We start from the raw sequence: 22,311 nt of genomic DNA on the forward strand, positions 1-22,311 counted from the left end.
GCCTGTGAATTACTGTTGCCAGTGAATTGAGGGAGGGTTTCATGTCGACTTGCCCGAGTCTGTTGATTGCCGGTTGCGGCGATGTCGGAACGCGCCTCGGCCTGCGTTTGGCGGCGCTGGGCTGGACGGTGCATGGTCTGCGGCGTGCGGTCGAGAGGCTGCCCGCGCAAATCCTGCCGGTTGCCGGGGATCTGCAGGTCGATGGCTGTCCGCCGGCCTGGCCGGCGGCTGAGCTGGATTACCTGGTGTACTGCGCGGCGGCGACCGAGCGCGACGAGGCCGGTTACCGCGCCGCCTACGTCGATGGCCTGCGCCGGGTGCTCGGCTGGCTGGCGCAGCATGGGCAGACACCCAGGCGCTTGCTGTTCGTCTCCAGCAGCAGCGTTTATGCCCAGCAGGCTGGCGAGTGGATCGACGAGACCTCGCCGGCCGAGGCCACCGGTTTTTCCGGGCGCATCATGCGCGAAGCCGAGCAACTGGCCCTGCACAGCGGGATGGCCGCCAGCCTGGTACGCCTGACCGGTATCTACGGGCCGGGCCGTCAGTGGCTGCTCGGCCAGGTGCGCCAGGGCTACAGGGTGGCGAGTGAGCCGCCGCTGTATGGCAATCGGATTCATGTCGATGATGCCGCCGGCTTGCTGGCCTTCCTGCTGCAAACCGATGCCCGTGGGGTGACGCTGGAGGACTGCTACCTCGGCGTCGACGATGAACCGGCGCCGCTGCACGAGGTGTTGGCCTGGTTGCGCGGGCAGTTGGGCGTCAGCCACTGGGCCGAGCAGTCGACGGTGCGTCGCGCCGGCAGCAAACGCTGCAGCAACGCCCGGGCTCGGGCTCTGGGCTGGGCGCCCGAGTACCCGAGCTATCGCGAGGGCTATGGTGCGATCCTGGCGGAGCGCTGAGGTGGACGCCAATCGACTGCTGGCGCGGGCCTGGTTGCCGGGGGTGGAATTGTTCCACGCGGATTTTTCCGGGCAGGCGTTTGGCCGGCACAGCCACGATGCCTTCGCCATCGGCGCCATCCTGCAGGGCGTTGGCGGCTACCAGTGTCGAGGTGCGCGGCATGCCCTGCCGGCAGGCACCCTGTCGCTGATGAATCCGCAAGAGCCGCATACCGGGCATGCCGAGTCCGAGCGCCTGGTGTACCGCATGCTCTATGTCGAAGAGAGTCGTCTGCCGCAATTGCTGGGGCGCAAGCGCCTGCCGCGGGGCTTCGTCGAGCTGAACCCGGCGGACGACGGCGCGGTGGCCCTGGGCCTGGCGCGCCTGGCAACGGCGTTCGAACAGGCGGATGTGTTGACCCTGGAGAGCGAGCTGCTGGCGCTGCTGGAACGGGTGTTCGTGCGCCATGGCGGTTTGCCGGCGGCCCGGGCCGCGCGGCGCGATGGCGGGGTGATCCAGGCCCTGCGCGACTACCTGGAGGCGCATTATGCCGAGGCGGTCAGCCTGGAGCAGTTGGGCCGGCAGTTGCAGCGTCATCCTCGCCATCTGGTCGAGGCGTTTCGCCGCGTCTACGGCGTACCGCCGCATACCTACCTGCTACAGCGCCGGGTCCGCGAGGCCAAGCGCCGCTTGCTTCGGGGCGAGGCGCTGGTGGCGGTAGCGCTGGACCTGGGGTTTTACGATCAGGCGCATTTCTCCACGACGTTCAAGCGCTTTACCGGGGTCAGCCCCGGGCTGTTTCGCCGCTCGACCGCCTGAGAGGCTGTGAAAAAAACTCCCGCCTACGGCGACCGCCCCCCGGACGCCCGCTGCTGACGTAGCGCGCCTTGCCGCGAACGTCTGGAGACGGTCTCGCTACGGCGCTCGATATTTTCACAACCTCTGAGGTTCTTCCAAGACCGACCCTGGCCGCCCCGTTGAGACTGGCTTCCGTTGAATTCGGGAGCCGTTCATGTTCGCCTTGTTTCTGCTGGTCGCCAGCACCCATTTCGCCGCCCTGCTGTCGCCGGGGCCGGACTTCTTTCTGCTGATCCGCGCCGCGTTGCTCAGGGGCCGGCAGCAGGCGGATGGCTGTGCCACCGGGATCGCCCTGGCCAATCTGCTGAGCATGCTGCTGGTCGTGCTGGCCCTCCACCTGTTGCCGGCCCGGAGCGGCTGGCTGTGGCCTGTCTTGCAGATCGCGGGTGGGGTCTATTTCGTCTGGATCGGTGGCCAGGCGCTACGCTCGCGGCGTCAGCTGGAGCTGGCGGTTGTTGTGGCGCGGGAGGCCGGGAGCTGGGCAGGCGGCTTGCGCGAGGGGCTGCTGGTCAGCTGCCTGAATCCCAAGGTGCCGATTTTCTACGCCGGTTTGTTCGGCGTGCTGCGCGATGCGGCGATGCCCGCCTGGGGCTTGGTCCTGAGCATGCTGTGGATGACGCTGGTGGTGCTGGGCTGGGATCTGGCCCTGGTGCGTCTGCTCGGGCAGGCGCGCTGGCGCAGCTGGTTGCAGCGGCGCGTGGCCTGGCTGGATCGGCTGTGCGGCGGTTTGCTGCTGGCGCTCGGCCTGTGGTTGCTGCTGGGGTAGTCGCGTTGCCACCGCCAGGCGCCGGACGGCACGGCGGAGCCGGGACGCATGGCGTGCCCCGATCGAGCCGGACGGCGGGGCGGGTTGCCCCGCCGGCGGACTTATTCGAGGACCAGGATCGCGTCCATTTCCACTTGGGCGCCCTTCGGCAGGGCCGCTACGCCGATGGCGGCGCGGGCCGGATAGGGCTGCTGGAAGTAACGGCCCATGACTTCGTTGACGGTGGCGAAATGAGCCAGGTCGGTGAGGAAGATGTTCAGCTTGACCACGTCCTTGAACGAGCCGCCAGCGGCTTCCATGACGGCCTTGAGGTTCTCGAAGACCTGCACGGTCTGGGCTTCGAAGCCTTCGACCAGTTCCATGGTCTGCGGGTCCAGCGGGATCTGCCCGGACAGGTAGACGGTGTTGCCGGCCTTGATCGCCTGGGAATAGGTGCCGATGGCCGCGGGGGCCTTGTCGCTGTTGATAACGCTCTTGCTCATGGGGACTCCTTGGAAAGAAGCAGCTTCAAGCGGCAAGCCTCAAGCTGCAAGAAAAGGCGGATGTCAGGCTACAGGCTGCAAGCCAAGGCCTGCAAGGGCGGGGACTGTTGCTTGTGGCTTGCAGCTCGTGGCTTGCCACTGCCGTCAGGCTTTTACCCGGGTGATGCGCATCACGCCCTTGAGCGCGCGCAGCTTCTTGATCACCCGCGCCAGGTGCACGCGGTCATGCACGCTGACCACCAGCTGCACGACGCTGATGCGGCCGTCGCGCTCGTCCATGCTGATCTTCTCGATATTGCCGTCGGCGGCGTTGACGCTGCCGGCCAGCAGGGCGATCAGGCCGCGCTGGTGTTCCAGTTCGATGCGCAGTTCGACATTGAATTCGCCGACCACGTCTTTGGCCCATGACAGCTGGATGCATTTTTCCGGGTTGTGGCGGATTTCACCGATGTTCCTGCAGGTTTCCAGGTGCACCACCATGCCCTTGCCGGCGGACAGGTGGCCGACGATCGGGTCGCCGGGAATCGGTGTGCAGCATTTCGCGTAGCTCAACACCAGGCCTTCGGTGCCGCGGATCGCCAGCGGTCCTTCGGCGTTCGGCAGCTGTTCGCCGTCGCTGGCGAGCAGGCGGCGCGCCACCACGAAGGCCATGCGGTTGCCCAGGCCGATGTCTTCCAGCAGGTCCTCGATCACTTCCAGGCGGTATTCGCCGAGCACCGCCTGCACCCGCTCCGGGACCAGCTTGTCCAAGTGGCTGTCGAAGCCGGCCAGGACCTTGTTGAGCAGGCGTTCGCCGAGGCTGATCGACTCGGAGCGGCGCTGCAGCTTGAGGGCGTGGCGAATGTGCGTGCGCGCCTTGCCGGTGACCACGAAATTCAGCCAGGCCGGATTCGGTCGTGCCCCGGGGGCGCTGACGATTTCCACGGTCGAGCCGCTTTCCAGGGCCTGGGACAAGGGCGCCAGGCGGCGGTTTATACGGCAGGCGATGCAGGTGTTGCCGACGTCGGTGTGCACCGCATAGGCGAAGTCGACCGCGGTCGAGCCCTTGGGCAGCTCCATGATCCGGCCCTTGGGCGTGAACACATAGACCTCGTCGGGGAACAGGTCGATCTTCACGCTCTCGATGAATTCCAGCGAGTTGCCGGCGCGCTGCTGCATCTCCAGCACGCCCTTGACCCACTGGCGGGCGCGGGCGTGGGTGCCCTTGGGCTGGTCGACTTCGTTGGACTTGTACAGCCAGTGCGCGGCGATACCGTTGTTGGCCATCTCCTCCATCTCGTGGGTGCGGATCTGGATTTCGATGGGCACGCCGTGCATGCCGAACAGGGTGGTGTGCAGCGACTGGTAGCCGTTGGCCTTGGGGATCGCGATGTAGTCCTTGAAGCGTCCCGGCAGCGGCTTGTACAGGTTGTGTACGGCGCCGAGCACGCGGTAGCAGGTGTCGACCTTGTCGACCACGATGCGGAAGGCGTAGACGTCCATGATCTCGTTGAACGCCTTACGCTTGCCGCGCATCTTCTGGTAGATGCCGTAGAGGTGCTTCTCGCGGCCGATCACCTCGCCTTCCAGGCCTTCGCGGGCCAGGCAGTGGGTCAGCGATTCTTCGATCTTGTTGACGATTTCCTTGCGGTTGCCACGGGCGCGGCGCACCGCGGCGCGGATGCGATCGGAGCGCATCGGGTGCATGGCCTTGAAGCCCAGGTCCTCGAATTCCACGCGCATGCTGTGCATGCCCAGGCGGTTGGCGATGGGGGCGTAGATTTCCAGGGTTTCCTTGGCGATGCGCCGGCGTTTCTCGCCGGACAGCACTTCCAGGGTGCGCATGTTGTGCAGGCGGTCGGCCAGCTTGACCAGGATCACGCGGATATCGCGGGCCATGGCCATGGCCATCTTCTGGAAGTTCTCGGCCTGCGCCTCGGCCTTGGTCTCGAAATTCATCTGGGTCAACTTGCTGACCCCGTCGACCAGTTCGGCCACGGTCTCGCCGAACTGGGTGTTCAGCGCTTCCTTGGCGATACCGGTGTCTTCGATCACGTCGTGCAGCATGGCCGCCATCAGGCTCTGATGGTCCATGTGCATGTCGGCCAGGATGTTCGCCACCGCCAGCGGATGGGTGACGTAGGCTTCGCCGCTGCGGCGGCGTTGGCCGTCGTGGGCTTGTTCGGCGTAGAAATAGGCGCGACGAACCAGGTTGACCTGGTCGTTATCCAGGTAGCCCGACAGTCGATCGGCGAAGGCGTCTATGCTCGGCATGGATGACCTCCCAGCCGACTCTTGTGACCCTGCGCCGTACGACTTCGACCAGGCATAGGCTTACAGAGGCTCGTTGGCCTCATCCTCGAAGGCCGCGAACAGCGGCTCTTCTTCGATGATTTCGTCTTGGGCGATGACGTCGTAGCTCATCAGGCCGGCAGCGATTTCACGCAGGGCGACCACGGTAGGCTTGTCATTTTCCCACGCCAGTTTCGGCTCTTTGCCGCCGGTGGCGAGCTGGCGCGAACGCTTGGTGGCGAGCATGACCAGTTCAAAACGGTTCTCAACGTGATCCAGGCAATCTTCGACGGTAACGCGAGCCATGGTCTTCCTCGTAGCGTATGCAAAATAAGGCTGGCCCAGTGGGGCGAGCGGACTGATTAGTTTAAAAAACAACCAGTGTTAATGGAAGCTTTGTTTTCATCAACTATAAGCTTATGTCATAAGCAGTCTATGCAGAGCCACTGCTCAAGGCGGCTCTGCGTATGGCTCAGAGCTTACAGGGTGCCGCTGCCTTTAGGCCAGTAGCTCGCTGAGCAGGCCGCGATGACGCTGTTGTTGCGGGCTTTGCAGCAGCTGGTTGGCGCGGAAGATGGCCTTCAGGTCGCTGAGCGCGTGGGCGAAGTCGTCGTTGATCAGCAGGTAGTCGTATTCGACGTAGTGGCCCATTTCACTGACCGCCTCGCGCATGCGCTGTTCGATGATCTCGCCGCTGTCCTGGCCGCGATTGGTCAGGCGGTGGCGCAGCGCCTCCTGGGTCGGCGGCAGGATGAAGATGGACCTGGACTGGGGCATCAGGCGGCGCACTTGCTGGGCACCCTGCCAGTCGATTTCCAGAATCAGGTCGAAGCCTTCGAGGAGCGTCTGCTCGACCCAGGCTTGCGAGGTGCCGTAGAGGTTGCCGAAGACTTCGGCATGCTCGAGCAGTTCGCTGTTGTCGATCATCGCGTGAAACTGCTCGCGGCCGACGAAGTGGTAATTCACCCCTTCCACCTCGCCGGGGCGCATGGCGCGCGTGGTGTGCGAGACCGACACGCGGATCTGCGGCTCGCTGTCGATCAGCGCCTTGACCAGGCTGGTCTTGCCGGCGCCGGACGGGGCGGAAATGATGTAGAGGGTGCCGGTGGTGATGGCCATAAGGGGTTCCCGGGACTGGCTGTATTAGGTCTTTAAAAACGTAGCGAGCGACGGCTAGGCCGGGCGCGCAGTAAGGCGAAGTCAGGCGAGAAAGCGGACTGGGCTCGCACTCGAGTTTACGACTGTAAATGAGCATTTCGAGCCTGATTTATTCGCTTCGCTCCCCTTGCGGGCCAGCCTTTGGCTGTTACTCCGCTTTGCTTCGTTTCAACGCGGCATAGCCTAGCGCAGTAGTTTTTTACTCGATGTTCTGCACTTGTTCGCGCATCTGCTCAATCAGCACCTTGAGGTTGACCGCGGCCTGGGTGCTGCGGGTGTCGAAGGCCTTGGAGCCGAGGGTGTTGGCTTCGCGGTTGAGTTCCTGCATCAGGAAGTCCAGGCGTCTGCCGGCTGCGCCGCCGCTCTTGAGTACGCGGCGCACTTCGCTGACGTGGGTGCTCAGGCGATCCAGCTCTTCGGCGACATCGCTTTTCTGCGCGAGTATCACCAGTTCCTGCTCCAGGCGCTGCGGGTCGAGTTCGGCCTGCAGTTCGGCGCTGCGGTCGAGGATTTTCTGCCGTTGCATGGCGAGCATCTGCGGTACCAGTTCGCGCAGGGCCGCGACTTCGCCGTCAATACTGTCCAGGCGCTCGTTGAGCAGTTTGGCCAGTTCGATGCCTTCGCGCGAGCGGCTCTGCTTGAGCTCGTCCAGTGCTTGCTTGAACAGGCCCAGGGCGGCTTTGTTGAGTGCTTGCGGGTCGGCGGCGTCGGCGACCAGCACCCCGGGCCAGCTCAGGACTTCCAGGGGGTTGAGTGGCGCCGGATGCTTGATCAGGCTGGCGACGCTCTCGGCGGCGGCGACCAGTTGGGCGGCGCGTTCGCGGTCCACTTGCAGCGGCTTGCCGGCGCTGTCCTCGGCGAAGCGCAGGGTGCATTCGACTTTGCCGCGCGACAGACCATTGCGCAGCGCCTCGCGCACGGCGCCTTCGAGGTCGCGCAAGGCCTCCGGCAGGCGCAGGTGCGGCTCCAGGTAACGGTGGTTGACCGAGCGCAGTTCCCAACTCAGGGTGCCATTGGTCCCGGCCTGCTCGGCGCGGGCGAAGGCAGTCATGCTGTGGATCATGGGCGAACCTCGCGGAAAGTCGGTACTGGCGGGCGTGCCCTGCGGGGCCCGCGGAATCATGAAAGTCGTATGCGGCACGTCCGTTGCCCTCATCCGGCGCTAGGAGGGCATCGCAGCGCGACTTTCATGGTTAAAGGCGCGAGATTGTAGCGCAGTGCGTCGGTCGCTCCCAATTCGGCATGTCGTTGCTGGCGTACGCCCCCTATAATGGCTCGCAGATTTCTATATAGAGTAGGTATTCCTTGATGAAACGTCCCAGTGGCCGCAGCGCCGATCAGTTGCGCTCGATCCGTATCACCCGCAACTACACCAGGCACGCCGAAGGCTCGGTGCTGGTGGAGTTCGGCGACACCAAGGTGATCTGCACGGTCAGCGTCGAATCGGGCGTGCCGCGCTTCCTCAAGGGGCAGGGCCAGGGCTGGTTGACCGCCGAGTACGGCATGCTGCCGCGCGCCACCGGCGAGCGTAACCAGCGCGAGGCCAGCCGCGGCAAGCAGGGCGGTCGCACCCTGGAAATCCAGCGCCTGATCGGTCGCTCGCTGCGCGCTGCGCTGGACATGAGCAAGCTGGGCGAAAATACCCTGTACGTCGACTGCGACGTGATCCAGGCCGATGGCGGTACCCGTACCGCATCGATCACCGGCGCCATGGTGGCCCTGATCGACGCGCTGAAGGTGATCAAGAAGCGCGGCGGCCTGAAAGGCGGCGATCCGCTCAAGCAGATGATCGCTGCGGTATCGGTCGGCATGTACCAGGGCGAGCCGGTGCTCGACCTGGATTACCTGGAAGACTCCGCCGCGGAAACCGACCTGAACGTGGTCATGACCAGTGCGGGCGGCTTCATCGAGGTGCAGGGCACCGCCGAAGGCGCGCCTTTCCAGCCGGCAGAGTTGAATGCCATGTTGGCCTTGGCGCATAAGGGCGTGAGCGAATTGTTCGAGTTGCAGCAGGCAGCATTGGCCGATTGAGCGTTTGACGTTCTGCTAAGGAGGGTGACCATGGAACCGCAGGATCTTGTACCGGCCCCCACTCCAGAGGCTCGACAGTGGGCGATGTTCTGCCACTATGCGGCGTTCTTCTGGTTTTTGGTGCCGATGATCGGCAATGTAATCGGGCCCTTGATCGTCTGGCAGTTGAAGAAGGACCTCGACCCCTTCGTCAATGAGCAGGGCAAGGAAGCGCTGAACTTTCAGATCACCTTCAGCCTGGCCATGATCGTTTGCGGCATCCTGGCCTGGGTGGTGATCGGCTTCCCGCTGATGCTGCTGGTCAGCATCAGCGCGCTGGTGCTGACGATCATTGCCGGGATCAAGGCCAATGCCGGGGAGGCCTATCGCTACCCGATTTGCTGGCGCCTGGTGAAGTAGCGTTCTACCCGCAGAAACAACAAAGCCGGCGCGATGCCGGCTTTGTTGTTTCTGCGGGTCGCGTTAGACGCTGAGAATCCAGTCGTAATCGACGATCAGCGGTGCATGCTGGGAGAAGCGTGGCTGGCGCGGCAGGCGCGCCGTGCGCACGCTGCGGCGCATGCCGGGGGTGAGCAGGTGATAGTCGAAGCGATAGCCCAGGTTGAGCAATTCGGCCTGCTCGCTGTCCGGCCACCAGCTGAACTGGTCACCTTCGCGGCTGACTTCGCGCAGGGCATCGACATAGCCCATGCTGCCGATCACTTCATCCAGCCAGGCGCGCTCCGGCGCCAGGAAACCCGGTGATTGCTGGCAGTCGCGCCAGTTCTTCACGTCGATCTTCTGGTGTGCCACGTGCAGCGAGCCGCAATAGATGTACTCGCGGCGCTTGCGCCGCTGCTTGTCCAGGTAATGGGTGAAATCGTCCATGAACTTGAATTTCTGATTCAAGCCCTCGTCGCCGTCCTGCCCGGATGGCAGCAGCAGAGTGGCGATACTCACCTTGTCGAAATCGGCCTGCAGGTAGCGCCCATAGCGATCGGCCATTTCAAAGCCGAGACCGCTGATTACCGCCTTGGGTTGCAGCCGCGAATACAGTGCCACGCCACCTTGGCTTGGTACTTCGGCATCGCAGGCATAGAGGAAATAGCCATCCAGTTGGAAGGCTTGGTCGTCCAGCTCAAAGGCGGAGGCGCGGGTGTCCTGCAGGCAGATGACGTCGGCATTCTGCGCTTGCAGCCAACTGAGCAAACCGCGCTCGACTGCAGCGTGAATACCATTCACGTTCACACTGATGATCCGCATAAATGGCCCCTAAAAACACGTGCGTGTATGATACCCGAGCTCGTCTCCAATAAGCTAAATTCCTAGCTAAATCCGTGCCGTCCGGGGCTTTTCATGCAAGCGTACCAGCGCGACTTCATTCGTTTTGCCATTGATCGCGGGGTTCTGCGCTTTGGCCAGTTCACCCTCAAATCGGGGCGCACCAGCCCGTATTTCTTCAATGCCGGGCTGTTCGACAGCGGTCTGGCACTGGCCCGGCTGGGACGCTTTTACGCCGCGGCGGTGGTCGACAGCGGAATTCCCTTCGATGTGCTGTTTGGCCCAGCCTACAAGGGCATCCCGCTGGCGGCGACTACCGCGGTGGCGCTGGCCGAGCATCATCAGCGCGATGTGCCCTGGTGTTTCAATCGCAAAGAGGCCAAGGCGCACGGCGAAGGGGGCAGCCTGGTCGGCGCGCCGCTGGCCGGCAAGGTGCTGATCGTCGATGATGTGATCACCGCCGGCACCGCGATCCGCGAGGTGATGCAGATCATTCAGGCCCAGGGGGCGCAGGCCGCAGGCGTACTGATTGCGCTGAATCGTCAGGAGCGTGGCCAGGGCGAGCTGTCGGCGATCCAGGAGGTCGAGCGCGATTTCGGCATGCCGGTGGTGAGCATCGTGTCGCTCGAGCTGGTGCTGGAATACCTGGCAGACGATGCCGAACTCAAGCAGTATCTGCCGGCGGTGCAAGCCTACCGCGCCGAATATGGAATCTGACTCCTCGACCTAGGGTGCTGTCTCGATGCGCAAACCGGCTCTGCTCCGCTGTTCGCTGTTGTTCGGATTGCTGCTGCCGATTGTGGCGGGCGCCACCGAGTTGTATCGCTATACCGACGATCAGGGCGTTACCGTGCTCAATCGTCAGGGCGTGCCGCCGGAGTTCATCGGCCGGGGCTATGAGGTGCTCAATGACCAGGGGCGGGTGATCAAGGTCGTCCCGCCGGCCCCGAGCGCCGAGGAGATGCAGCGTTTGCTGGCCGACAAGGCCCGCGCCAACTCCGATGCCCAGCTGCTGCGCCTGTACAGCACGCCCGAGGACATCGATCGGGCCCGCGATCGCAAGCTGGCCGAGCTGGACGGGTTGATCGGCGTGGCGCGCAGCAACTTGCAAGTGGCGCGCCTGCAGCAGGACAACTTGCAGAGCCAGGCGGCGGATCATGAGCGGGCCGGGCGGGCAGTGCCGGAGCACCTGCTGGCGCAGATCGACAATCAGAAGGACGAGCAGCTGCGTCAGTACAAGGACATTGCCCGCTACCAGGAAGCGCGCAAGCAGGCCCAGGCCAGCTTCGCCGCCGATCGCCAGCGTCTCGCCGAGCTGCTGGGCAAGCGGCGCTAGTTGGGCTCACACCCTCTATCGGCCGGTAGGGGCTATTCCTGCGGGACGCAGTGCTCATAGCCGCGCACCTTGTCGCGCAGCCACTGCGGCAGAGGTCGGCTGCGGCGGCTGGCGCTGTCGGCATGCACGTAGATCACTTCACCGCCAGTCAGTGCCTCGCCCCCGCGCCAGATGCCCAGGTTGAAACTCAGGCTGGAGCGCCCCAGGCGGCCAACGCGCACGCCAATCTCCAGCAGATCGTCGAAGCGCGCCGGCGCCAGATACTCGAGTACCGTCTTGATCGCGAAGAAGTCGCCGCCGTCGCGGCTCAGGTCAGCCGGGTAGGCGATGCCCAGGGCACGAAAGTATTCGGTGATGGCGACATCGGCATAGGTCAGGTAGTGGCCGTTGAACACGATGCTCTGAGGGTCGACTTCGGCCCAGCGCACCCGCAGCGGGTGGAAGAAGCGGAAGGCGTCACGGGAGGGTGTGGCGGTCATGGCGAGGCTCTGCTGTGTCGGTGAGGTCGCTAGAGCTTCGACGCACAGCCGCAGAACGGCAAGTGACAGGCAGGCTTATTCGAGGGGCGAATCGGCCCGAGCCAGTCGGGCCGATTTGCGTGTTGTGATGTCAGTGACGCTTGCGGTTGCAGATCTGGGTACCGACACCGCTGTCGGTGAAGATTTCCAGCAGCACCGCGTTGGGCACCCGGCCGTCGATGATGTGCGCGCTGGTTACACCGCCCTGAACCGCTTCGAGGGCGCAGCGGATCTTCGGCAGCATGCCGCCGTAGATGGTGCCATCGGCGATCAGGCCGTCGACCTGTTCGGTGGTCAGGCCGGTGAGCACCTCGCCCTGCTTGTCCATCAGGCCGGCGATGTTGGTCAGCAGGATCAGTTTCTCGGCCTTCAAGGCTTCGGCGACCTTGCCGGCGACCAGGTCGGCGTTGATGTTGTAGGACTCGCCTTGCGCGCCGACACCGATCGGCGCGATGACCGGGATGAAGTCTCCCTTGACCAGCATGTTGAGCAGGTCGGTATTGACCCCGGTGACCTCGCCGACGTGGCCGATGTCGATGATTTCCGGGGTGGTCATCTCAGGGGTCTGGCGCGTCACGGTGAGCTTCTTGGCGCGGATCAGTTCGGCGTCCTTGCCGGTCAGGCCGATGGCGCTGCCGCCGTGGCGGTTGATCAGGTTGACGATGTCCTTGTTGACCTGGCCGCCGAGGACCATTTCCACCACGTCCATGGTCTGTGCATCGGTCACGCGCATGCCGTCGATGAAGTGGCTCTCGATCGACAGGCGCTTGAGCAGGTCGCCGATCTGCGGACCGCCGCCATGCACCACCACCGGATTGATGCCGACCGCCTTCATCAGCACGATGTCGCGGGCGAAGTTGGTTTTCAGTTCGTCGCTTTCCATGGCGTTGCCACCGTACTTGACCACCAGGGTCTTGCCGACGAAGCGGCGAATGTACGGCAACGCTTCGGACAGGACTTTGGCAATGTTGCTGGCGGCATCACGTTCGAGGGTCATGCGGGACTCCATGGCTAATCTCAATCAAAACGGCAAAGTGATATCGGGTGCAGCGCTATACAGTTGCGCGCGGAAGACTTCCTTGATGCGCTCGAGCTCTTCCTCGCTGTCGGCCTCGAAGCGCAGCACCAGCATCGGTGTGGTGTTGGAGGCACGTACCAGGCCCCAGCCCTTAGGGTAGTCGACGCGCACGCCGTCCAGGGTGGTGAGGTTGGCCTCGCCCCAGTGGCCGTCGCGCTGCAGGCTGTCGATGATGCTGAATTTGCTCTGCTCGGTAACCAGGATATTGATTTCCGGAGTGGAAATATCGCAGGGGAAGGCCGCGAACACCTGTTCGGCGTCGCGCTTGTCCTGGCTGAGGATTTCCAGCAGGCGGGCGGCGCTGTAGACACCATCGTCGAAGCCGAACCAGCGCTCCTTGAAGAAGATGTGCCCGCTCATCTCGCCGGCCAGCAGGGCGCCGGTTTCCTTCATCTTTTTCTTGATCAGCGAGTGGCCGGTTTTCCACATCACCGGGCGGCCGCCGTAGCCGCTGATCAGCGGGGTCAGGCGGCGGGTGCACTTGACGTCGAAGATGATGTCGGCACCGGGATTGCGCGACACCACGTCCTTGGCGAACAGCATCAGCAGGCGATCCGGGTAGATGATGGTGCCCTTGTTGGTCACCACGCCGACCCGGTCGCCGTCGCCGTCGAACGCCAGGCCGAGGTCGGCCTGCTCTTCCTTGACCTTGGCGATCAGGTCGACCAGGTTTTCCGGCTTGCCCGGATCCGGGTGGTGGTTGGGGAAGGTGCCGTCAACCTCGCAGAACAGCGGGATCACGGTGCAGCCCAGGGCTTCGATCAGCTGCGGGGCGATTACCCCGGCGGCGCCGTTGCCGCAGTCGACCACGACCTTCAGCGGTTTGGCCGTGGCGATATCGTCGCGAATATGATTGAAGTAGCGCTCCAGCACATCGACCTGTTCGACCGTACCGACGCCGCTGACCAGGTCGTTGGTGTCGATGCGGGTCTTGAGCGCCTGAATCTGTTCGTTGGCCAGGGTGTCGCCGGCGATGACGATCTTGAAACCGTTGTAATCCGGCGGATTGTGGCTGCCGGTGAGCATCACCGCGGATTTGCCCGCGAGTATATGGCCGGCGTAGTAGACCACCGGGGTTGGCACCATGCCGACATCGCTGACGTTGCAGCCGCAGTCGAGCAGGCCCTGGATCAGTTGTCCAACCAGCTCCGGGCCGGACAGGCGGCCGTCACGGCCCACCGCAATATTCGGTTCGCCCTGCGCCAGGCTCTGCGAGCCGATCGCGCGGCCGATCCAGTAGGCGGTCTGCGCGGTCAGGCTGCTGCCGACCACGCCGCGAATGTCGTAGGCGCGGAAGATGTCGGCGGGCACTTTTGGCGCTGAATTGAGGTTATTCATAACGGGGTTTTGCTCCAGTCCCAGGAGATCCTGGTCTTCGTCGAGAATGTCGATATCGAGGATATCGGTGTCTTGAAACAGCGGATCGATCAACCCGGGCGTCTGGTTGGGTACCGCTGCGGGCGAAGCGCTGCCGGCGCTGTTGGGGGCTTCCGTTATTTTGCTGGTGTGGCGCGAGAGGCGCGCCAGGGTTTTTGCCAGGCTGTCGAGCGCCGGCAGGCTCAGGCTGAAAGCTTTGACGGCTTTACCGGCTGAGAGTTCTTTAACCAGTTGCTCAAGTTGCAATGCATCCCGGTGCAGGCGTTGTTGCTGGCCGCGGTACACCAGGTAGAGGCCAAGCAGGGCGCCGGCCAGTGCCAGCAGAGTCGCGAGGCCTGGCAACATGGGGGAGAAGGCCGCTGCGGTCAGGCGCGGGCCTGGAGTGAAGCTAAGCTGCCAGTTCGGATTGCCGCTATCGAGGCGTTGGGCCTCGCCTTGTGCTTGGCCGCGTTGCGTCAGCAGTTGGCCGGCGGTGTTGCCGAATTGCTGAATCAGTTGCAGTTGGCCGGCGTCGCCCGGTAGCGGCGGCAAGGTGGCCAGCAGGCGGTTCAGCTCGACGGCCAGCAGCAGGGTGCCCTGTGCCGGTTGGTCATCACCTTGGCGCAGTGGCGCTGCGCTGTAGACCAGCCAGCGCTGGCCGATCTTGTAAGCCTCGGCCGCAGGCGTCTGGCCGTTTTCCACGCGGCGCAGCATATCCAGCGCAGCAAAGTTCATCGGGGCGTCCCGGCCCATGTCCTGCACGGCTTCGCCGCGCGCATTGAGGTGCGCATCGATCACGCCATCCCAGTAGCGCAGATTGCGTTCGGCCGCCCGCACCTGCTGGCTGTCGTGGCTTTGCAGCGCTTGTAACAGTTCGGGATTGCGCGCCGCGGCGCTGGTGTCGGCGGCCAGCTGGCGCACTGCCTGTTGCAAGGTTGCCGCTTGCGCGCCTCCCCAGGCCTGGGCGAGTTGCTGCTGTTGTTGTTGCTGCATGCTGCTGAACAGGCCGAGCCAGAGCAGCGCGCCGGCTAGAAGCACGCCGCCGATAACGGCCGGCAGGCCCGGCAGCAGGGCCTTTGCGGTCTGTCTGCCGATGCCGGGCGGCTGCCCGGCCGGGCTGCTGGCGTCCTTGGCGGTGCGCTTGAAGCGTTTCATCGAACGTCTCCTTGGCGGTTCGTCCTGAAAGGGGGTATCACTCAGTGGCTGCCGGAATGGCCAAAGCCGCCGCTGCCGCGCTGGCTTTCGTCGAACTCCTCGACCAGCTCGAAGTGCGCCTGCACCACCGGCACCAGGATCAGTTGGGCGATGCGCTCGCCGATGGCCATGCTGAAGGCGCTTTGCCCACGGTTCCAGCAGGACACCATCAGCTCGCCCTGGTAGTCCGAGTCGATCAGGCCGACCAGATTGCCGAGGACGATGCCGTGCTTATGGCCGAGGCCCGAACGCGGCAGGATCATCGCCGCCAGGCCAGGGTCGCCGATATAGATCGACAGGCCGGTGGGGATCAGCACGGTTTGCCCGGGCTCGAGGATCAGTTCCTGCTTGAGCATGGCGCGCAGGTCGAGGCCGGCGGAGCCCGGGGTGGCGTACTGCGGCAGGGGGAATTCGCTGCCCAGGCGCGGGTCGAGGATTTTGGCTTGTAAGGCGTGCATGTCAGGCTCTGCGGTCGGTGAATGAGGGCATCAGGTGCGCTGCAAGCGGTCGGCGATAAAGGCCACCAGTTGGCGGGCGATCTTGCCTTTGCTGGTCTGCGCGAAGCTGCTTTGCTGGAGGTCGCGATCGATGATGGTGATGGCGTTTTCCTCGCTGTTGAAGCCGATGCTCGGGTTGGCCACGTCGTTGGCGACGATCAGGTCGAGGTTCTTGTCCTGCAGCTTGCGCGAGGCATAGCCCAGCAAATTCTCGGTCTCGGCGGCGAAGCCGACGCTGAATGGTCGGTCGGCGCGTCCTGCCAGGGTGGCGAGGATATCCGGGTTGCGCACCATTTGCAGGAGCAGGCCGTCGCCGCTGGCAGGATCTTTCTTCAATTTGTGCTGGGCGACCACTTCCGGACGGTAATCGGCGACGGCGGCCGCGGCGATCAGCAGATCGCAGGGCATGGCGGCTTCGCAGGCGGCGAGCATGTCGCGGGCGCTGACCACGTCGATGCGGCTGACCCGGTCCGGGGTCGGCAGGTGCACCGGGCCGCTGATCAGGGTGACCCTGGCGCCGGCTTCGGCGGCGGCCTCGGCGAGGGCGAAGCCCATCTTGCCGGAGCTGTGATTGGTGATGTAACGCACCGGGTCGATGTTTTCCTGGGTCGGCCCCGCGGTGATCAGCACGTGCTTGCCGGTCAGCGCCTGGTTCTGGAAGCAATCGGCGGCGCATTGCGCCAGCTCGTCGGCTTCGAGCATGCGGCCGAGGCCGACGTCGCCGCAGGCCTGGCTGCCTGCGGCGGGGCCGAACAGGCGCATGCCGCGCTCGCCGAGCAACTGGGCGTTGGCCTGGGTGGCCGGATCGCGCCACATCGCCTGGTTCATCGCCGGTGCCAGGGCGACCGGGGCATCGGTCGCCAGCACCAGGGTGGTCAGCAGGTCGTCGGCGACACCCTGGGCCAGGCGCGCCATCAGGTCGGCGGTGGCCGGGGCGATCAGCACCAGATCGGCCCAGCGCGCCAGTTCGATATGGCCCATGGCGGCTTCGGCGGCGGGATCGAGCAGATCCAGGTGGACCGGGTGGCCGGACAGGGCCTGCAGGGTCAGCGGCGTGATGAACTCGCGGCCGCCACGGGTCATGACCACATGCACGTCGGCGCCCTGATCGCGCAGGCGGCGAACCAGCTCTGCGCTCTTGTAGGCGGCAATACCGCCACCCACGCCGAGAACGATGCGTTTTCGATATAGCCGCTGCATAGGCCTGCCTTGTCTTGGGGTGGATGTACGCCGCGACTGTGACGCTTGCCTGGCGACCGCTGGGAGCGTCCCAAGTCCGACTGGCCGCAGACCAGTCACCGCGCAAAAAGTTGGGCTAAGATAGCACAGCAGCCGCAGTGGAAAAGCGGCACTAGGCGCTTGCCGGACCAAGGCCGCAGGGCCGTTTCAGGGAGGCAGGCGCAGGGCTCGACAGGGAGGTGCTATGAGTATTCGCGATTGGCCCGCGGCGGAACGCCCGCGGGAGAAACTTCTGGCCCAGGGGGCCGTTACCCTGACCGACGCCGAATTACTGGCGATCTTCCTGCGTACCGGCGTGGCCGGGCAGAGCGCGGTGGATCTGGCGCGTCATCTGCTCGGCGATTTCGGTGGGCTGCGCGCGTTGATGCAGGCGGATTTGCCGTCCTTCAGCCGGCGTCTTGGGTTGGGCCCGGCCAAGTTCGCCCAGCTGCAGGCTGTACTGGAGATGGCCCGCCGGCACCTGGCCGAGCAGTTGCGGCGGGATTCGGCGCTGGAGAGTCCGCAGGCGGTGCGCGACTACCTCAAGGCCCTGTTGCGGCATGAGCCGCATGAGGTGTTCGGTTGCCTGTTTCTCGATGCCAAGCATCGGGTGCTGGCCTTCGAGGCGCTGTTCCACGGCTCCATCGACAGCGCCAGCGTCTATCCCCGTCAGGTGGTCAAGCGTGCGCTGGCGCATAACGCCGCGGCGCTGATCCTGACCCACAACCATCCCTCGGGCGTGGCCGAGCCAAGCCAGGCGGACCGGGTACTGACCCGGCGTCTGAAGGAAGCGCTGGAGCTGGTCGATGTGCGGGTGCTCGATCACTTCATCGTCGGCGACGGCGAGCCGCTGTCGATGGCCGAGTACGGCTGGTTGTAGGTTGGCGCTGAGCGCAGCGAAGCCCAGCGGCGATGTCCGGCTGGACTTCGGCGGTGCGCCTGCCATCGCCCGTTGGGCTTCGTCGCTGCGCTCCTCAACCCAACCTACGACTCGGCCGGTGGTCGGGTCGGGCCGCCAAGCCCAACACAGGGCCACTCAGGGGTTCAAGCGCACCTTGGCGAAATCCTGGCGGCCGAAGGGGCTGACCTGGTAGCCCTCGACTTCCTTGCGGATCAGGGCATAGGCGGTCGGGTGGGCCAGGGGCAGCCACAGGGCCTGCTGCTGGATGATCCGCTGCGCGTCCCGATAGATCTGGCTGCGCTGCGCCTGGTCGCTGGCGGTTTTGCCGGCGGCGATCAGTTTGTCCAGTTGCGGGTCGCAGTAGCGGGCGAAGTTCAGCCCCGACTCGAGCGAGGCGCAGGCGAATTGCGGGGTGAGGAAATTGTCCGGGTCGCCATTGTCGCCGGCCCAGCCCATGAACAGCAGGTCGTGTTCGCCGGCCTTGGCGCGGCGGATCAGTTCGCCCCATTCGATCACGCGGATCTCGGCTTGAATGCCGACTTTGCCCAGGTCGGCTTGTAGCAACTGGGCGCCGAGGCTCGGGTTGGGGTTGAGCAGGCTGCCGCTGGGACGGGTCCAGATGCTGGTCTTGAAGCCCTCGGGCAGGCCGGCCTCGGCCAGCAGGGCGCGGGCCTTGGCCGGGTCATGGGCATAACCGGACAGTTCCGCGGCATAGCTCCAGGTGTTGGGCGGGTAGGGGCCGTTGGCGGCCTCGGCGCTGTTCTCGAACACCGCTTGCAAGTAGCTGGCCTTGTCGAAGGCCAGGTTGATCGCCTGGCGCACGGCGGTTTTATCCAGCGGCGCATGCTGGCTGTTGATGCCGACGAAGGCGGTCATGAAGGCCGCCGTGTGCACGCTCTTCAGCTCGGCGTCGGCGGCGCTGGCCTGCACGTCCTGCGGTTTCGGCGAGAGGGCGATATGGCATTCGCCGCGGCGCAGCTTCTGCAGGCGCACATTGGCGTCCGGGGTGATGGCGAACACCAGGCGCTCCACCGCGGGCTTGCCGGCAAAATACTCGGGGTTGGCGTCATAGCGCACCACCGCGTCTTTCTGGAAGCGCTTGAAGACGAAGGGCCCGCTGCCGATCGGCTGGCTGTTGAGCCGCTCCGGGGTGCCGGCGGCGAGCAACTGGTCGGCGTATTCGGCGGAATAGACCGAGGCGAAACCCATGCTCAGGGTGGCGAGAAAAGTGGCGTCGGGGCGGCTCAGGGTGAAGCGCAGGCTGTGTTCGCCGAGCTTGTCGATGCTCTTGATCAGGCTGGGCAGTTGCATCGATTGGGCGTGCGGGTAGCCGCCGGGGGCAGTCTTGTGCCAGGGGTGGGTCGGGTCGAGCATGCGCTGGAAGCTGAACAAGACGTCGTCGGCGGTCAAGGGGCGGCTGGGGCTGAAATAGTCGGTTTCGTGGAAGGCGACATCTTCGCGCAAGACAAAGCTGTAGCTCAGGCCGTCCTTGCTGACGTCCCAGCTCTGCGCCAGGCTGGGCAGCAGCTGGCCGCTGCCGGCATCGAAGTCCACCAGGCGGTTCATCAGCACGTCGGCCGAGGCGTTGGTGGTGGTCAGCGAGTTGTATTGCACGACGTCGAAGCCATCCGGGCTGGCTTCGGTGCAGACACTAAGCGTAGCGGCCTGAACCAATAGCGGACTCAGCAGGCCGGTCAATAGCAGCGTTGGGGTGGCGAGGCGCATGACAGACTCCTTGATAATGCGGTGCGCGCACACCAGGCGCGCCGACAAAGGTTTCACCCTAGACCATAACGCGCGGCCAGAACAGCGGACTTGTCGACGAGCGGTAGGCTGAGGCTGGCGCCTGCGCTGCTGGCCCGGAGACCGCTGTTGCGCAGCAGGTGCCTGCGGGTCGAAAGTGCGGTTAGCCTTGTTGCACGCCTGGCTTTCTGGTATAAAGCAGCGCTCTTTTGTAGGGGCCCGGTTCGTGCGCTTTGTTGTGCAGCTGGTAAGACCCTCGAGATACACGGCGCCGAGCGCCAATGATATTGAGTTTATGCGGCCAACCCATGCCGGGTTGGGCATGTGGTTTTAGAGGGCTGAGGCATGTCGAGAGTCTGTCAAGTTACCGGTAAGGGTCCGGTAACTGGGAACAACGTTTCCCACGCACACAACAAAACCCGTCGTCGTTTCCTGCCGAACCTGCAGCATCACCGCTTCTGGGTCGAGTCTGAGAACCGTTTCGTGCGCCTGCGTGTTTCTGCCAAGGGCATGCGTTGCATCGACAAGCGTGGTATTGACGTCGTTCTGTCCGAGCTGCGTGCTCGCGGCGAAAAGGTTTAAGGAGTAAGTCATGCGCGAACTGATCCGTTTGATCTCGAGTGCCGGTACTGGTCATTTCTACACTACCGACAAGAACAAGCGCACCATGCCGGACAAAATCGAAATCAAAAAATTCGATCCGGTTGTACGCAAGCACGTGATCTACAAGGAAGGCAAGATCAAGTAATTGATCCCCGCTCTTGTCGAAAAAGCCCGCCGCATGGCGGGCTTTTTCATGCCGGCGATCTAGCGCCAGGCTGCTTGGGCGGGCTGCGGCCGCGCCCGTGCTGCCCGGCGCGACCCGGCCGCCTGGGTAGGCGAAAAAAAGCCCGCACAGGGCGGGCTAAAGGGTGACGCATGAATGGAGCCGGTCAGTGCGCGGCGGGTTCGAAGATCACGTAGACCTTGCGGCAGGCTTGCAGCACTTCCCAGGTGCCGGAAAAGCCGGCGGGAATGACGAAGCGGTCGCCGGCGCGCACGGTCTTGGCGTTGCCGTTCTGGTCGCGCAGCACGGACACGCCCTGGAGGATTTCGCAGTATTCGTGTTCGCTGTAGTTGACCGTCCACTGGCCGACCGCGCCTTCCCAGATGCCGGCGTTGAACTGGCCGCACGGACTGCCGTAGTGATTGCGTACGCTTTGCTCGGGGTCGCCTCCGAGGATTTTTTCCGGCGCCGGGCGGTAGTGCTCGGGAGCGGTGTTGACTTGGGCGAAGTCGAGAATCTGTTCGATAGTCATGCTGAGGTTCCGGGTCGGGGCGGTTAGCTGGCTTGGCGGATCGAATCGGCGAGTTTTTCCACCAGGGTGTCGATTTGCGTCTTTTCCACGATCAGCGGTGGCGACATGGCCAGGGTATCGCCGGTCACCCGCACCATCAGGTCGTTATGGAAGCACTGCTCGAATACCTGATAGCCGCGCTTGCCGGCGCCTTGGTTGCTCGGCGCCAGTTGCACGCCGCCGACCAAGCCGATGGCGCGGATGTCAATCACGTTGGGCAGGTCGCGCAGGCTGTGCAGGGCATCCTGCCAGTAGCCTTCCAGCTCGATGGCGCGGTCGAACAGCCGGTCGCGCTGGTAGATGTCCAGGGTCGCCAGGGCCGCCGCGCAGGCGACCGGGTGGCCTGAGTAGGTGTAGCCGTGGAACAGCTCGATGCCGTCCGGCCCCTGCATAAAGGCGTCATGGATCTGATCGTCGACCAATACCGCGCCCATCGGGATGGCGCCGTTGGTCAAACCCTTGGCGGTGGTGATGAGGTCCGGGGTGACGCCCCAGCGCTGGGCGGCGAACGCCTGGCCGACGCGGCCGAAACCGGTGATCACTTCATCGAAGATCAACAGGATGCCGTGCTTGCGGGTGATCTCGCGCAGGCGCTGCAGGTAGCCGACTGGCGGCAGTATCACCCCGGCCGAGCCGGACATCGGTTCGACGATCACGGCGGCGATGTTTTCGGCACCGTGCAGGCTGACCAGGCGTTCCAGTTCGTCGGCCTTGTCGATACCGAATTCCGGCAGGCCCCGGCTGAACGCATTGCGCTGGATGTCCAGGCAGTGCGGCAGATGGTCGACACCCGGCAGCATCAGCGGGAAGGCCTTGCGGTTGTTGAGCATGCCGCCGACCGAGATGCCGCCGAAGCCGACGCCGTGGTAGCCCAGCTCGCGGCCGATCAGGCGGGTGCGCGTGCCTTGGCCGATGGCGCGCTGGTAGGCCAGGGCGATCTTCAGGGCGGTGTCGGCCGATTCGGAGCCGGAGTTGGTGAAGAACACCTTGTTCAGCCCGGCCGGGGCGATCTCCGCCAGACGGCTGGCCAGTTCGAACGGCAGCGGGTGACCCATCTGAAAGGTCGGGGCAAAATCCAGTTTGGCGATCTGCCGGCTCACCGCCTCGGTGATTTCCCGACGACCGTGGCCGGCGTTGCAGCACCAAAGCCCGGCGGTGCCGTCTAATACCTTGCGGCCATCGTCGCGGGTGAAATACATGCCTTCGGCGCTGTCCAGCAGGCGTGGTTTGGCCTTGAATTGACGATTGGCAGTGAATGGCATCCAGAAGTCGTCGAGGCGGCTGGTTTTTCTGTGCGGTGGAGTCTGGTTATCGGTTGTCATGCTGGTCGTCCGGACGCGCGAAGAAAGGGGTAGGTGAGCGATTTCGCGCAGTCTATGTTTAATAAAACGAACATGACAAGGGGGTTTGTCGGGCTTTGTAAAAAAT

General features: G+C 64.4%; 24 protein-coding genes. 10 read left to right on the forward strand and 14 right to left on the reverse strand.

What is annotated here, in order from left to right; genetic code table 11:
* Positions 1 to 41: 41 nt before the first annotated feature.
* The 3 genes from ABZE94_RS01570 (at position 42) to ABZE94_RS01580 (ending at position 2,503) form a co-directional block, all read left to right on the forward strand.
* Complete coding sequence (locus tag ABZE94_RS01570) at positions 42 to 899, forward strand: NAD-dependent epimerase/dehydratase family protein (RefSeq protein ID WP_372873780.1); 858 nt, start codon at positions 42 to 44, stop codon at positions 897 to 899.
* A 1-nt stretch (position 900) separates the two neighbouring features.
* Positions 901 to 1,698, forward strand: coding sequence for an AraC family transcriptional regulator (locus ABZE94_RS01575; RefSeq protein WP_372873781.1), 798 nt, complete (start codon positions 901 to 903; stop codon positions 1,696 to 1,698).
* A gap of 193 nt (positions 1,699 to 1,891) precedes the next feature.
* Positions 1,892 to 2,503: a LysE family translocator gene (locus ABZE94_RS01580; RefSeq protein ID WP_372873782.1), complete on the forward strand. Its 612-nt coding sequence runs from the start codon at positions 1,892 to 1,894 to the stop codon at positions 2,501 to 2,503.
* A gap of 101 nt (positions 2,504 to 2,604) precedes the next feature.
* Here ABZE94_RS01580 and ABZE94_RS01585 read toward each other — a convergent pair whose 3' ends face one another.
* The 5 genes from ABZE94_RS01585 to ABZE94_RS01605 form a co-directional block, all read right to left on the reverse strand.
* Positions 2,605 to 2,985, reverse strand: a complete 381-nt coding sequence (locus ABZE94_RS01585) for a RidA family protein (RefSeq protein WP_372873783.1) — start codon at positions 2,983 to 2,985, stop codon at positions 2,605 to 2,607.
* 144 nt (positions 2,986 to 3,129) lie between these two features.
* Positions 3,130 to 5,238, reverse strand: a complete 2,109-nt coding sequence (gene spoT, locus ABZE94_RS01590; RefSeq protein ID WP_372873784.1) for a bifunctional GTP diphosphokinase/guanosine-3',5'-bis pyrophosphate 3'-pyrophosphohydrolase — start codon at positions 5,236 to 5,238, stop codon at positions 3,130 to 3,132.
* A 60-nt stretch (positions 5,239 to 5,298) separates the two neighbouring features.
* Positions 5,299 to 5,562 (reverse strand): DNA-directed RNA polymerase subunit omega, encoded by a 264-nt coding sequence (gene rpoZ, locus ABZE94_RS01595; protein WP_079203875.1) that lies wholly within the window; start codon positions 5,560 to 5,562, stop codon positions 5,299 to 5,301.
* A 192-nt stretch (positions 5,563 to 5,754) separates the two neighbouring features.
* A complete protein-coding gene (gene gmk / locus ABZE94_RS01600; RefSeq protein WP_372873785.1) occupies positions 5,755 to 6,375 on the reverse strand; it encodes a guanylate kinase in 621 nt (206 codons plus the stop codon).
* A 238-nt stretch (positions 6,376 to 6,613) separates the two neighbouring features.
* Positions 6,614 to 7,477, reverse strand: a complete 864-nt coding sequence (locus tag ABZE94_RS01605) for a YicC/YloC family endoribonuclease (RefSeq protein WP_372873786.1) — start codon at positions 7,475 to 7,477, stop codon at positions 6,614 to 6,616.
* A 245-nt stretch (positions 7,478 to 7,722) separates the two neighbouring features.
* On the opposite strand from ABZE94_RS01605, the gene rph reads away from it, so the two are divergent.
* Both rph and ABZE94_RS01615 read left to right on the forward strand, forming a co-directional pair.
* Complete coding sequence (gene rph, locus ABZE94_RS01610; RefSeq protein ID WP_372873787.1) at positions 7,723 to 8,445, forward strand: ribonuclease PH; 723 nt, start codon at positions 7,723 to 7,725, stop codon at positions 8,443 to 8,445.
* Positions 8,446 to 8,475: 30 nt separating this feature from the next.
* On the forward strand, positions 8,476 to 8,844 hold the full coding sequence (locus ABZE94_RS01615; protein ID WP_372873788.1) for a DUF4870 domain-containing protein: 369 nt from the start codon (positions 8,476 to 8,478) through the stop codon (positions 8,842 to 8,844).
* A gap of 63 nt (positions 8,845 to 8,907) precedes the next feature.
* Here ABZE94_RS01615 and ABZE94_RS01620 read toward each other — a convergent pair whose 3' ends face one another.
* Positions 8,908 to 9,687, reverse strand: coding sequence for an exodeoxyribonuclease III (locus tag ABZE94_RS01620; protein ID WP_372873789.1), 780 nt, complete (start codon positions 9,685 to 9,687; stop codon positions 8,908 to 8,910).
* A gap of 93 nt (positions 9,688 to 9,780) precedes the next feature.
* On the opposite strand from ABZE94_RS01620, the gene pyrE reads away from it, so the two are divergent.
* Both pyrE and ABZE94_RS01630 read left to right on the forward strand, forming a co-directional pair.
* Positions 9,781 to 10,422, forward strand: coding sequence for an orotate phosphoribosyltransferase (gene pyrE / locus ABZE94_RS01625; protein ID WP_372873790.1), 642 nt, complete (start codon positions 9,781 to 9,783; stop codon positions 10,420 to 10,422).
* 25 nt (positions 10,423 to 10,447) lie between these two features.
* The gene (locus ABZE94_RS01630) at positions 10,448 to 11,041 is read left to right on the forward strand and encodes a DUF4124 domain-containing protein (protein ID WP_372873791.1); all 594 of its coding nucleotides are present in this window, start codon (positions 10,448 to 10,450) and stop codon (positions 11,039 to 11,041) included.
* Positions 11,042 to 11,073: 32 nt separating this feature from the next.
* Here the strand turns inward: ABZE94_RS01630 and ABZE94_RS01635 are convergent, their stop codons facing one another.
* From ABZE94_RS01635 to coaBC, 5 genes are all read right to left on the reverse strand, one after another.
* On the reverse strand, positions 11,074 to 11,520 hold the full coding sequence (locus ABZE94_RS01635) for an acyl-CoA thioesterase (RefSeq protein ID WP_372873792.1): 447 nt from the start codon (positions 11,518 to 11,520) through the stop codon (positions 11,074 to 11,076).
* 130 nt (positions 11,521 to 11,650) lie between these two features.
* Entirely contained in the window at positions 11,651 to 12,556 is a 906-nt protein-coding gene (gene argB, locus ABZE94_RS01640; protein WP_372873793.1) for an acetylglutamate kinase, read from the reverse strand.
* A gap of 24 nt (positions 12,557 to 12,580) precedes the next feature.
* Positions 12,581 to 13,975, reverse strand: a complete 1,395-nt coding sequence (algC, locus tag ABZE94_RS01645) for a phosphomannomutase/phosphoglucomutase (protein WP_372873818.1) — start codon at positions 13,973 to 13,975, stop codon at positions 12,581 to 12,583.
* 1,214 nt (positions 13,976 to 15,189) lie between these two features.
* Positions 15,190 to 15,645, reverse strand: coding sequence for a dUTP diphosphatase (gene dut, locus ABZE94_RS01650; RefSeq protein WP_372873794.1), 456 nt, complete (start codon positions 15,643 to 15,645; stop codon positions 15,190 to 15,192).
* Positions 15,646 to 15,675: 30 nt separating this feature from the next.
* Positions 15,676 to 16,884, reverse strand: coding sequence for a bifunctional phosphopantothenoylcysteine decarboxylase/phosphopantothenate--cysteine ligase CoaBC (gene coaBC / locus ABZE94_RS01655; RefSeq protein WP_372873795.1), 1,209 nt, complete (start codon positions 16,882 to 16,884; stop codon positions 15,676 to 15,678).
* Between the two features lie 223 nt (positions 16,885 to 17,107).
* Here coaBC and radC point away from each other — a divergent pair, with 223 nt between their 5' ends.
* Complete coding sequence (gene radC / locus ABZE94_RS01660) at positions 17,108 to 17,782, forward strand: DNA repair protein RadC (RefSeq protein WP_372873796.1); 675 nt, start codon at positions 17,108 to 17,110, stop codon at positions 17,780 to 17,782.
* Positions 17,783 to 17,938: 156 nt separating this feature from the next.
* On the opposite strand, the gene ABZE94_RS01665 is transcribed toward radC, so the two are convergent.
* Positions 17,939 to 19,528: an ABC transporter substrate-binding protein gene (locus tag ABZE94_RS01665; protein WP_372873797.1), complete on the reverse strand. Its 1,590-nt coding sequence runs from the start codon at positions 19,526 to 19,528 to the stop codon at positions 17,939 to 17,941.
* Positions 19,529 to 19,891: 363 nt separating this feature from the next.
* Here ABZE94_RS01665 and rpmB point away from each other — a divergent pair, with 363 nt between their 5' ends.
* On the forward strand, positions 19,892 to 20,128 hold the full coding sequence (gene rpmB, locus ABZE94_RS01670) for a 50S ribosomal protein L28 (RefSeq protein WP_010489195.1): 237 nt from the start codon (positions 19,892 to 19,894) through the stop codon (positions 20,126 to 20,128).
* Positions 20,129 to 20,138: 10 nt separating this feature from the next.
* Complete coding sequence (rpmG, locus tag ABZE94_RS01675; protein ID WP_090499893.1) at positions 20,139 to 20,294, forward strand: 50S ribosomal protein L33; 156 nt, start codon at positions 20,139 to 20,141, stop codon at positions 20,292 to 20,294.
* Between the two features lie 184 nt (positions 20,295 to 20,478).
* Here rpmG and ABZE94_RS01680 read toward each other — a convergent pair whose 3' ends face one another.
* Both ABZE94_RS01680 and ABZE94_RS01685 read right to left on the reverse strand, forming a co-directional pair.
* Positions 20,479 to 20,844, reverse strand: a complete 366-nt coding sequence (locus ABZE94_RS01680) for a cupin domain-containing protein (RefSeq protein WP_372873798.1) — start codon at positions 20,842 to 20,844, stop codon at positions 20,479 to 20,481.
* A 23-nt stretch (positions 20,845 to 20,867) separates the two neighbouring features.
* A complete protein-coding gene (locus ABZE94_RS01685) occupies positions 20,868 to 22,205 on the reverse strand; it encodes an aspartate aminotransferase family protein (RefSeq protein WP_372873799.1) in 1,338 nt (445 codons plus the stop codon).
* Positions 22,206 to 22,311: the final 106 nt, after the last annotated feature.

The organism is Pseudomonas sp. (assembly GCF_041601375.1).
Taxonomy (GTDB): Bacteria; Pseudomonadota; Gammaproteobacteria; order Pseudomonadales; family Pseudomonadaceae; genus Aquipseudomonas.

Coding starts and splice junctions, on each gene's coding strand:
- rpmG (WP_090499893.1), top strand. CDS start 20,139: ATGCGCGAACTGATCCGTTTGATCTCGAGTGCCGGTACTGGTCATTTC.
- ABZE94_RS01630 (WP_372873791.1), top strand. CDS start 10,448: ATGCGCAAACCGGCTCTGCTCCGCTGTTCGCTGTTGTTCGGATTGCTG.
- argB (WP_372873793.1), bottom strand. CDS start 12,556: ATGACCCTCGAACGTGATGCCGCCAGCAACATTGCCAAAGTCCTGTCC.
- ABZE94_RS01585 (WP_372873783.1), bottom strand. CDS start 2,985: ATGAGCAAGAGCGTTATCAACAGCGACAAGGCCCCCGCGGCCATCGGC.
- spoT (WP_372873784.1), bottom strand. CDS start 5,238: ATGCCGAGCATAGACGCCTTCGCCGATCGACTGTCGGGCTACCTGGAT.
- ABZE94_RS01665 (WP_372873797.1), bottom strand. CDS start 19,528: ATGCGCCTCGCCACCCCAACGCTGCTATTGACCGGCCTGCTGAGTCCG.
- algC (WP_372873818.1), bottom strand. CDS start 13,975: ATGAATAACCTCAATTCAGCGCCAAAAGTGCCCGCCGACATCTTCCGC.
- ABZE94_RS01605 (WP_372873786.1), bottom strand. CDS start 7,477: ATGATCCACAGCATGACTGCCTTCGCCCGCGCCGAGCAGGCCGGGACC.
- ABZE94_RS01620 (WP_372873789.1), bottom strand. CDS start 9,687: ATGCGGATCATCAGTGTGAACGTGAATGGTATTCACGCTGCAGTCGAG.
- ABZE94_RS01570 (WP_372873780.1), top strand. CDS start 42: ATGTCGACTTGCCCGAGTCTGTTGATTGCCGGTTGCGGCGATGTCGGA.
- pyrE (WP_372873790.1), top strand. CDS start 9,781: ATGCAAGCGTACCAGCGCGACTTCATTCGTTTTGCCATTGATCGCGGG.
- ABZE94_RS01635 (WP_372873792.1), bottom strand. CDS start 11,520: ATGACCGCCACACCCTCCCGTGACGCCTTCCGCTTCTTCCACCCGCTG.
- radC (WP_372873796.1), top strand. CDS start 17,108: ATGAGTATTCGCGATTGGCCCGCGGCGGAACGCCCGCGGGAGAAACTT.
- ABZE94_RS01580 (WP_372873782.1), top strand. CDS start 1,892: ATGTTCGCCTTGTTTCTGCTGGTCGCCAGCACCCATTTCGCCGCCCTG.
- rpmB (WP_010489195.1), top strand. CDS start 19,892: ATGTCGAGAGTCTGTCAAGTTACCGGTAAGGGTCCGGTAACTGGGAAC.
- rpoZ (WP_079203875.1), bottom strand. CDS start 5,562: ATGGCTCGCGTTACCGTCGAAGATTGCCTGGATCACGTTGAGAACCGT.
- ABZE94_RS01685 (WP_372873799.1), bottom strand. CDS start 22,205: ATGACAACCGATAACCAGACTCCACCGCACAGAAAAACCAGCCGCCTC.
- dut (WP_372873794.1), bottom strand. CDS start 15,645: ATGCACGCCTTACAAGCCAAAATCCTCGACCCGCGCCTGGGCAGCGAA.
- rph (WP_372873787.1), top strand. CDS start 7,723: ATGAAACGTCCCAGTGGCCGCAGCGCCGATCAGTTGCGCTCGATCCGT.
- coaBC (WP_372873795.1), bottom strand. CDS start 16,884: ATGCAGCGGCTATATCGAAAACGCATCGTTCTCGGCGTGGGTGGCGGT.
- ABZE94_RS01680 (WP_372873798.1), bottom strand. CDS start 20,844: ATGACTATCGAACAGATTCTCGACTTCGCCCAAGTCAACACCGCTCCC.
- gmk (WP_372873785.1), bottom strand. CDS start 6,375: ATGGCCATCACCACCGGCACCCTCTACATCATTTCCGCCCCGTCCGGC.
- ABZE94_RS01615 (WP_372873788.1), top strand. CDS start 8,476: ATGGAACCGCAGGATCTTGTACCGGCCCCCACTCCAGAGGCTCGACAG.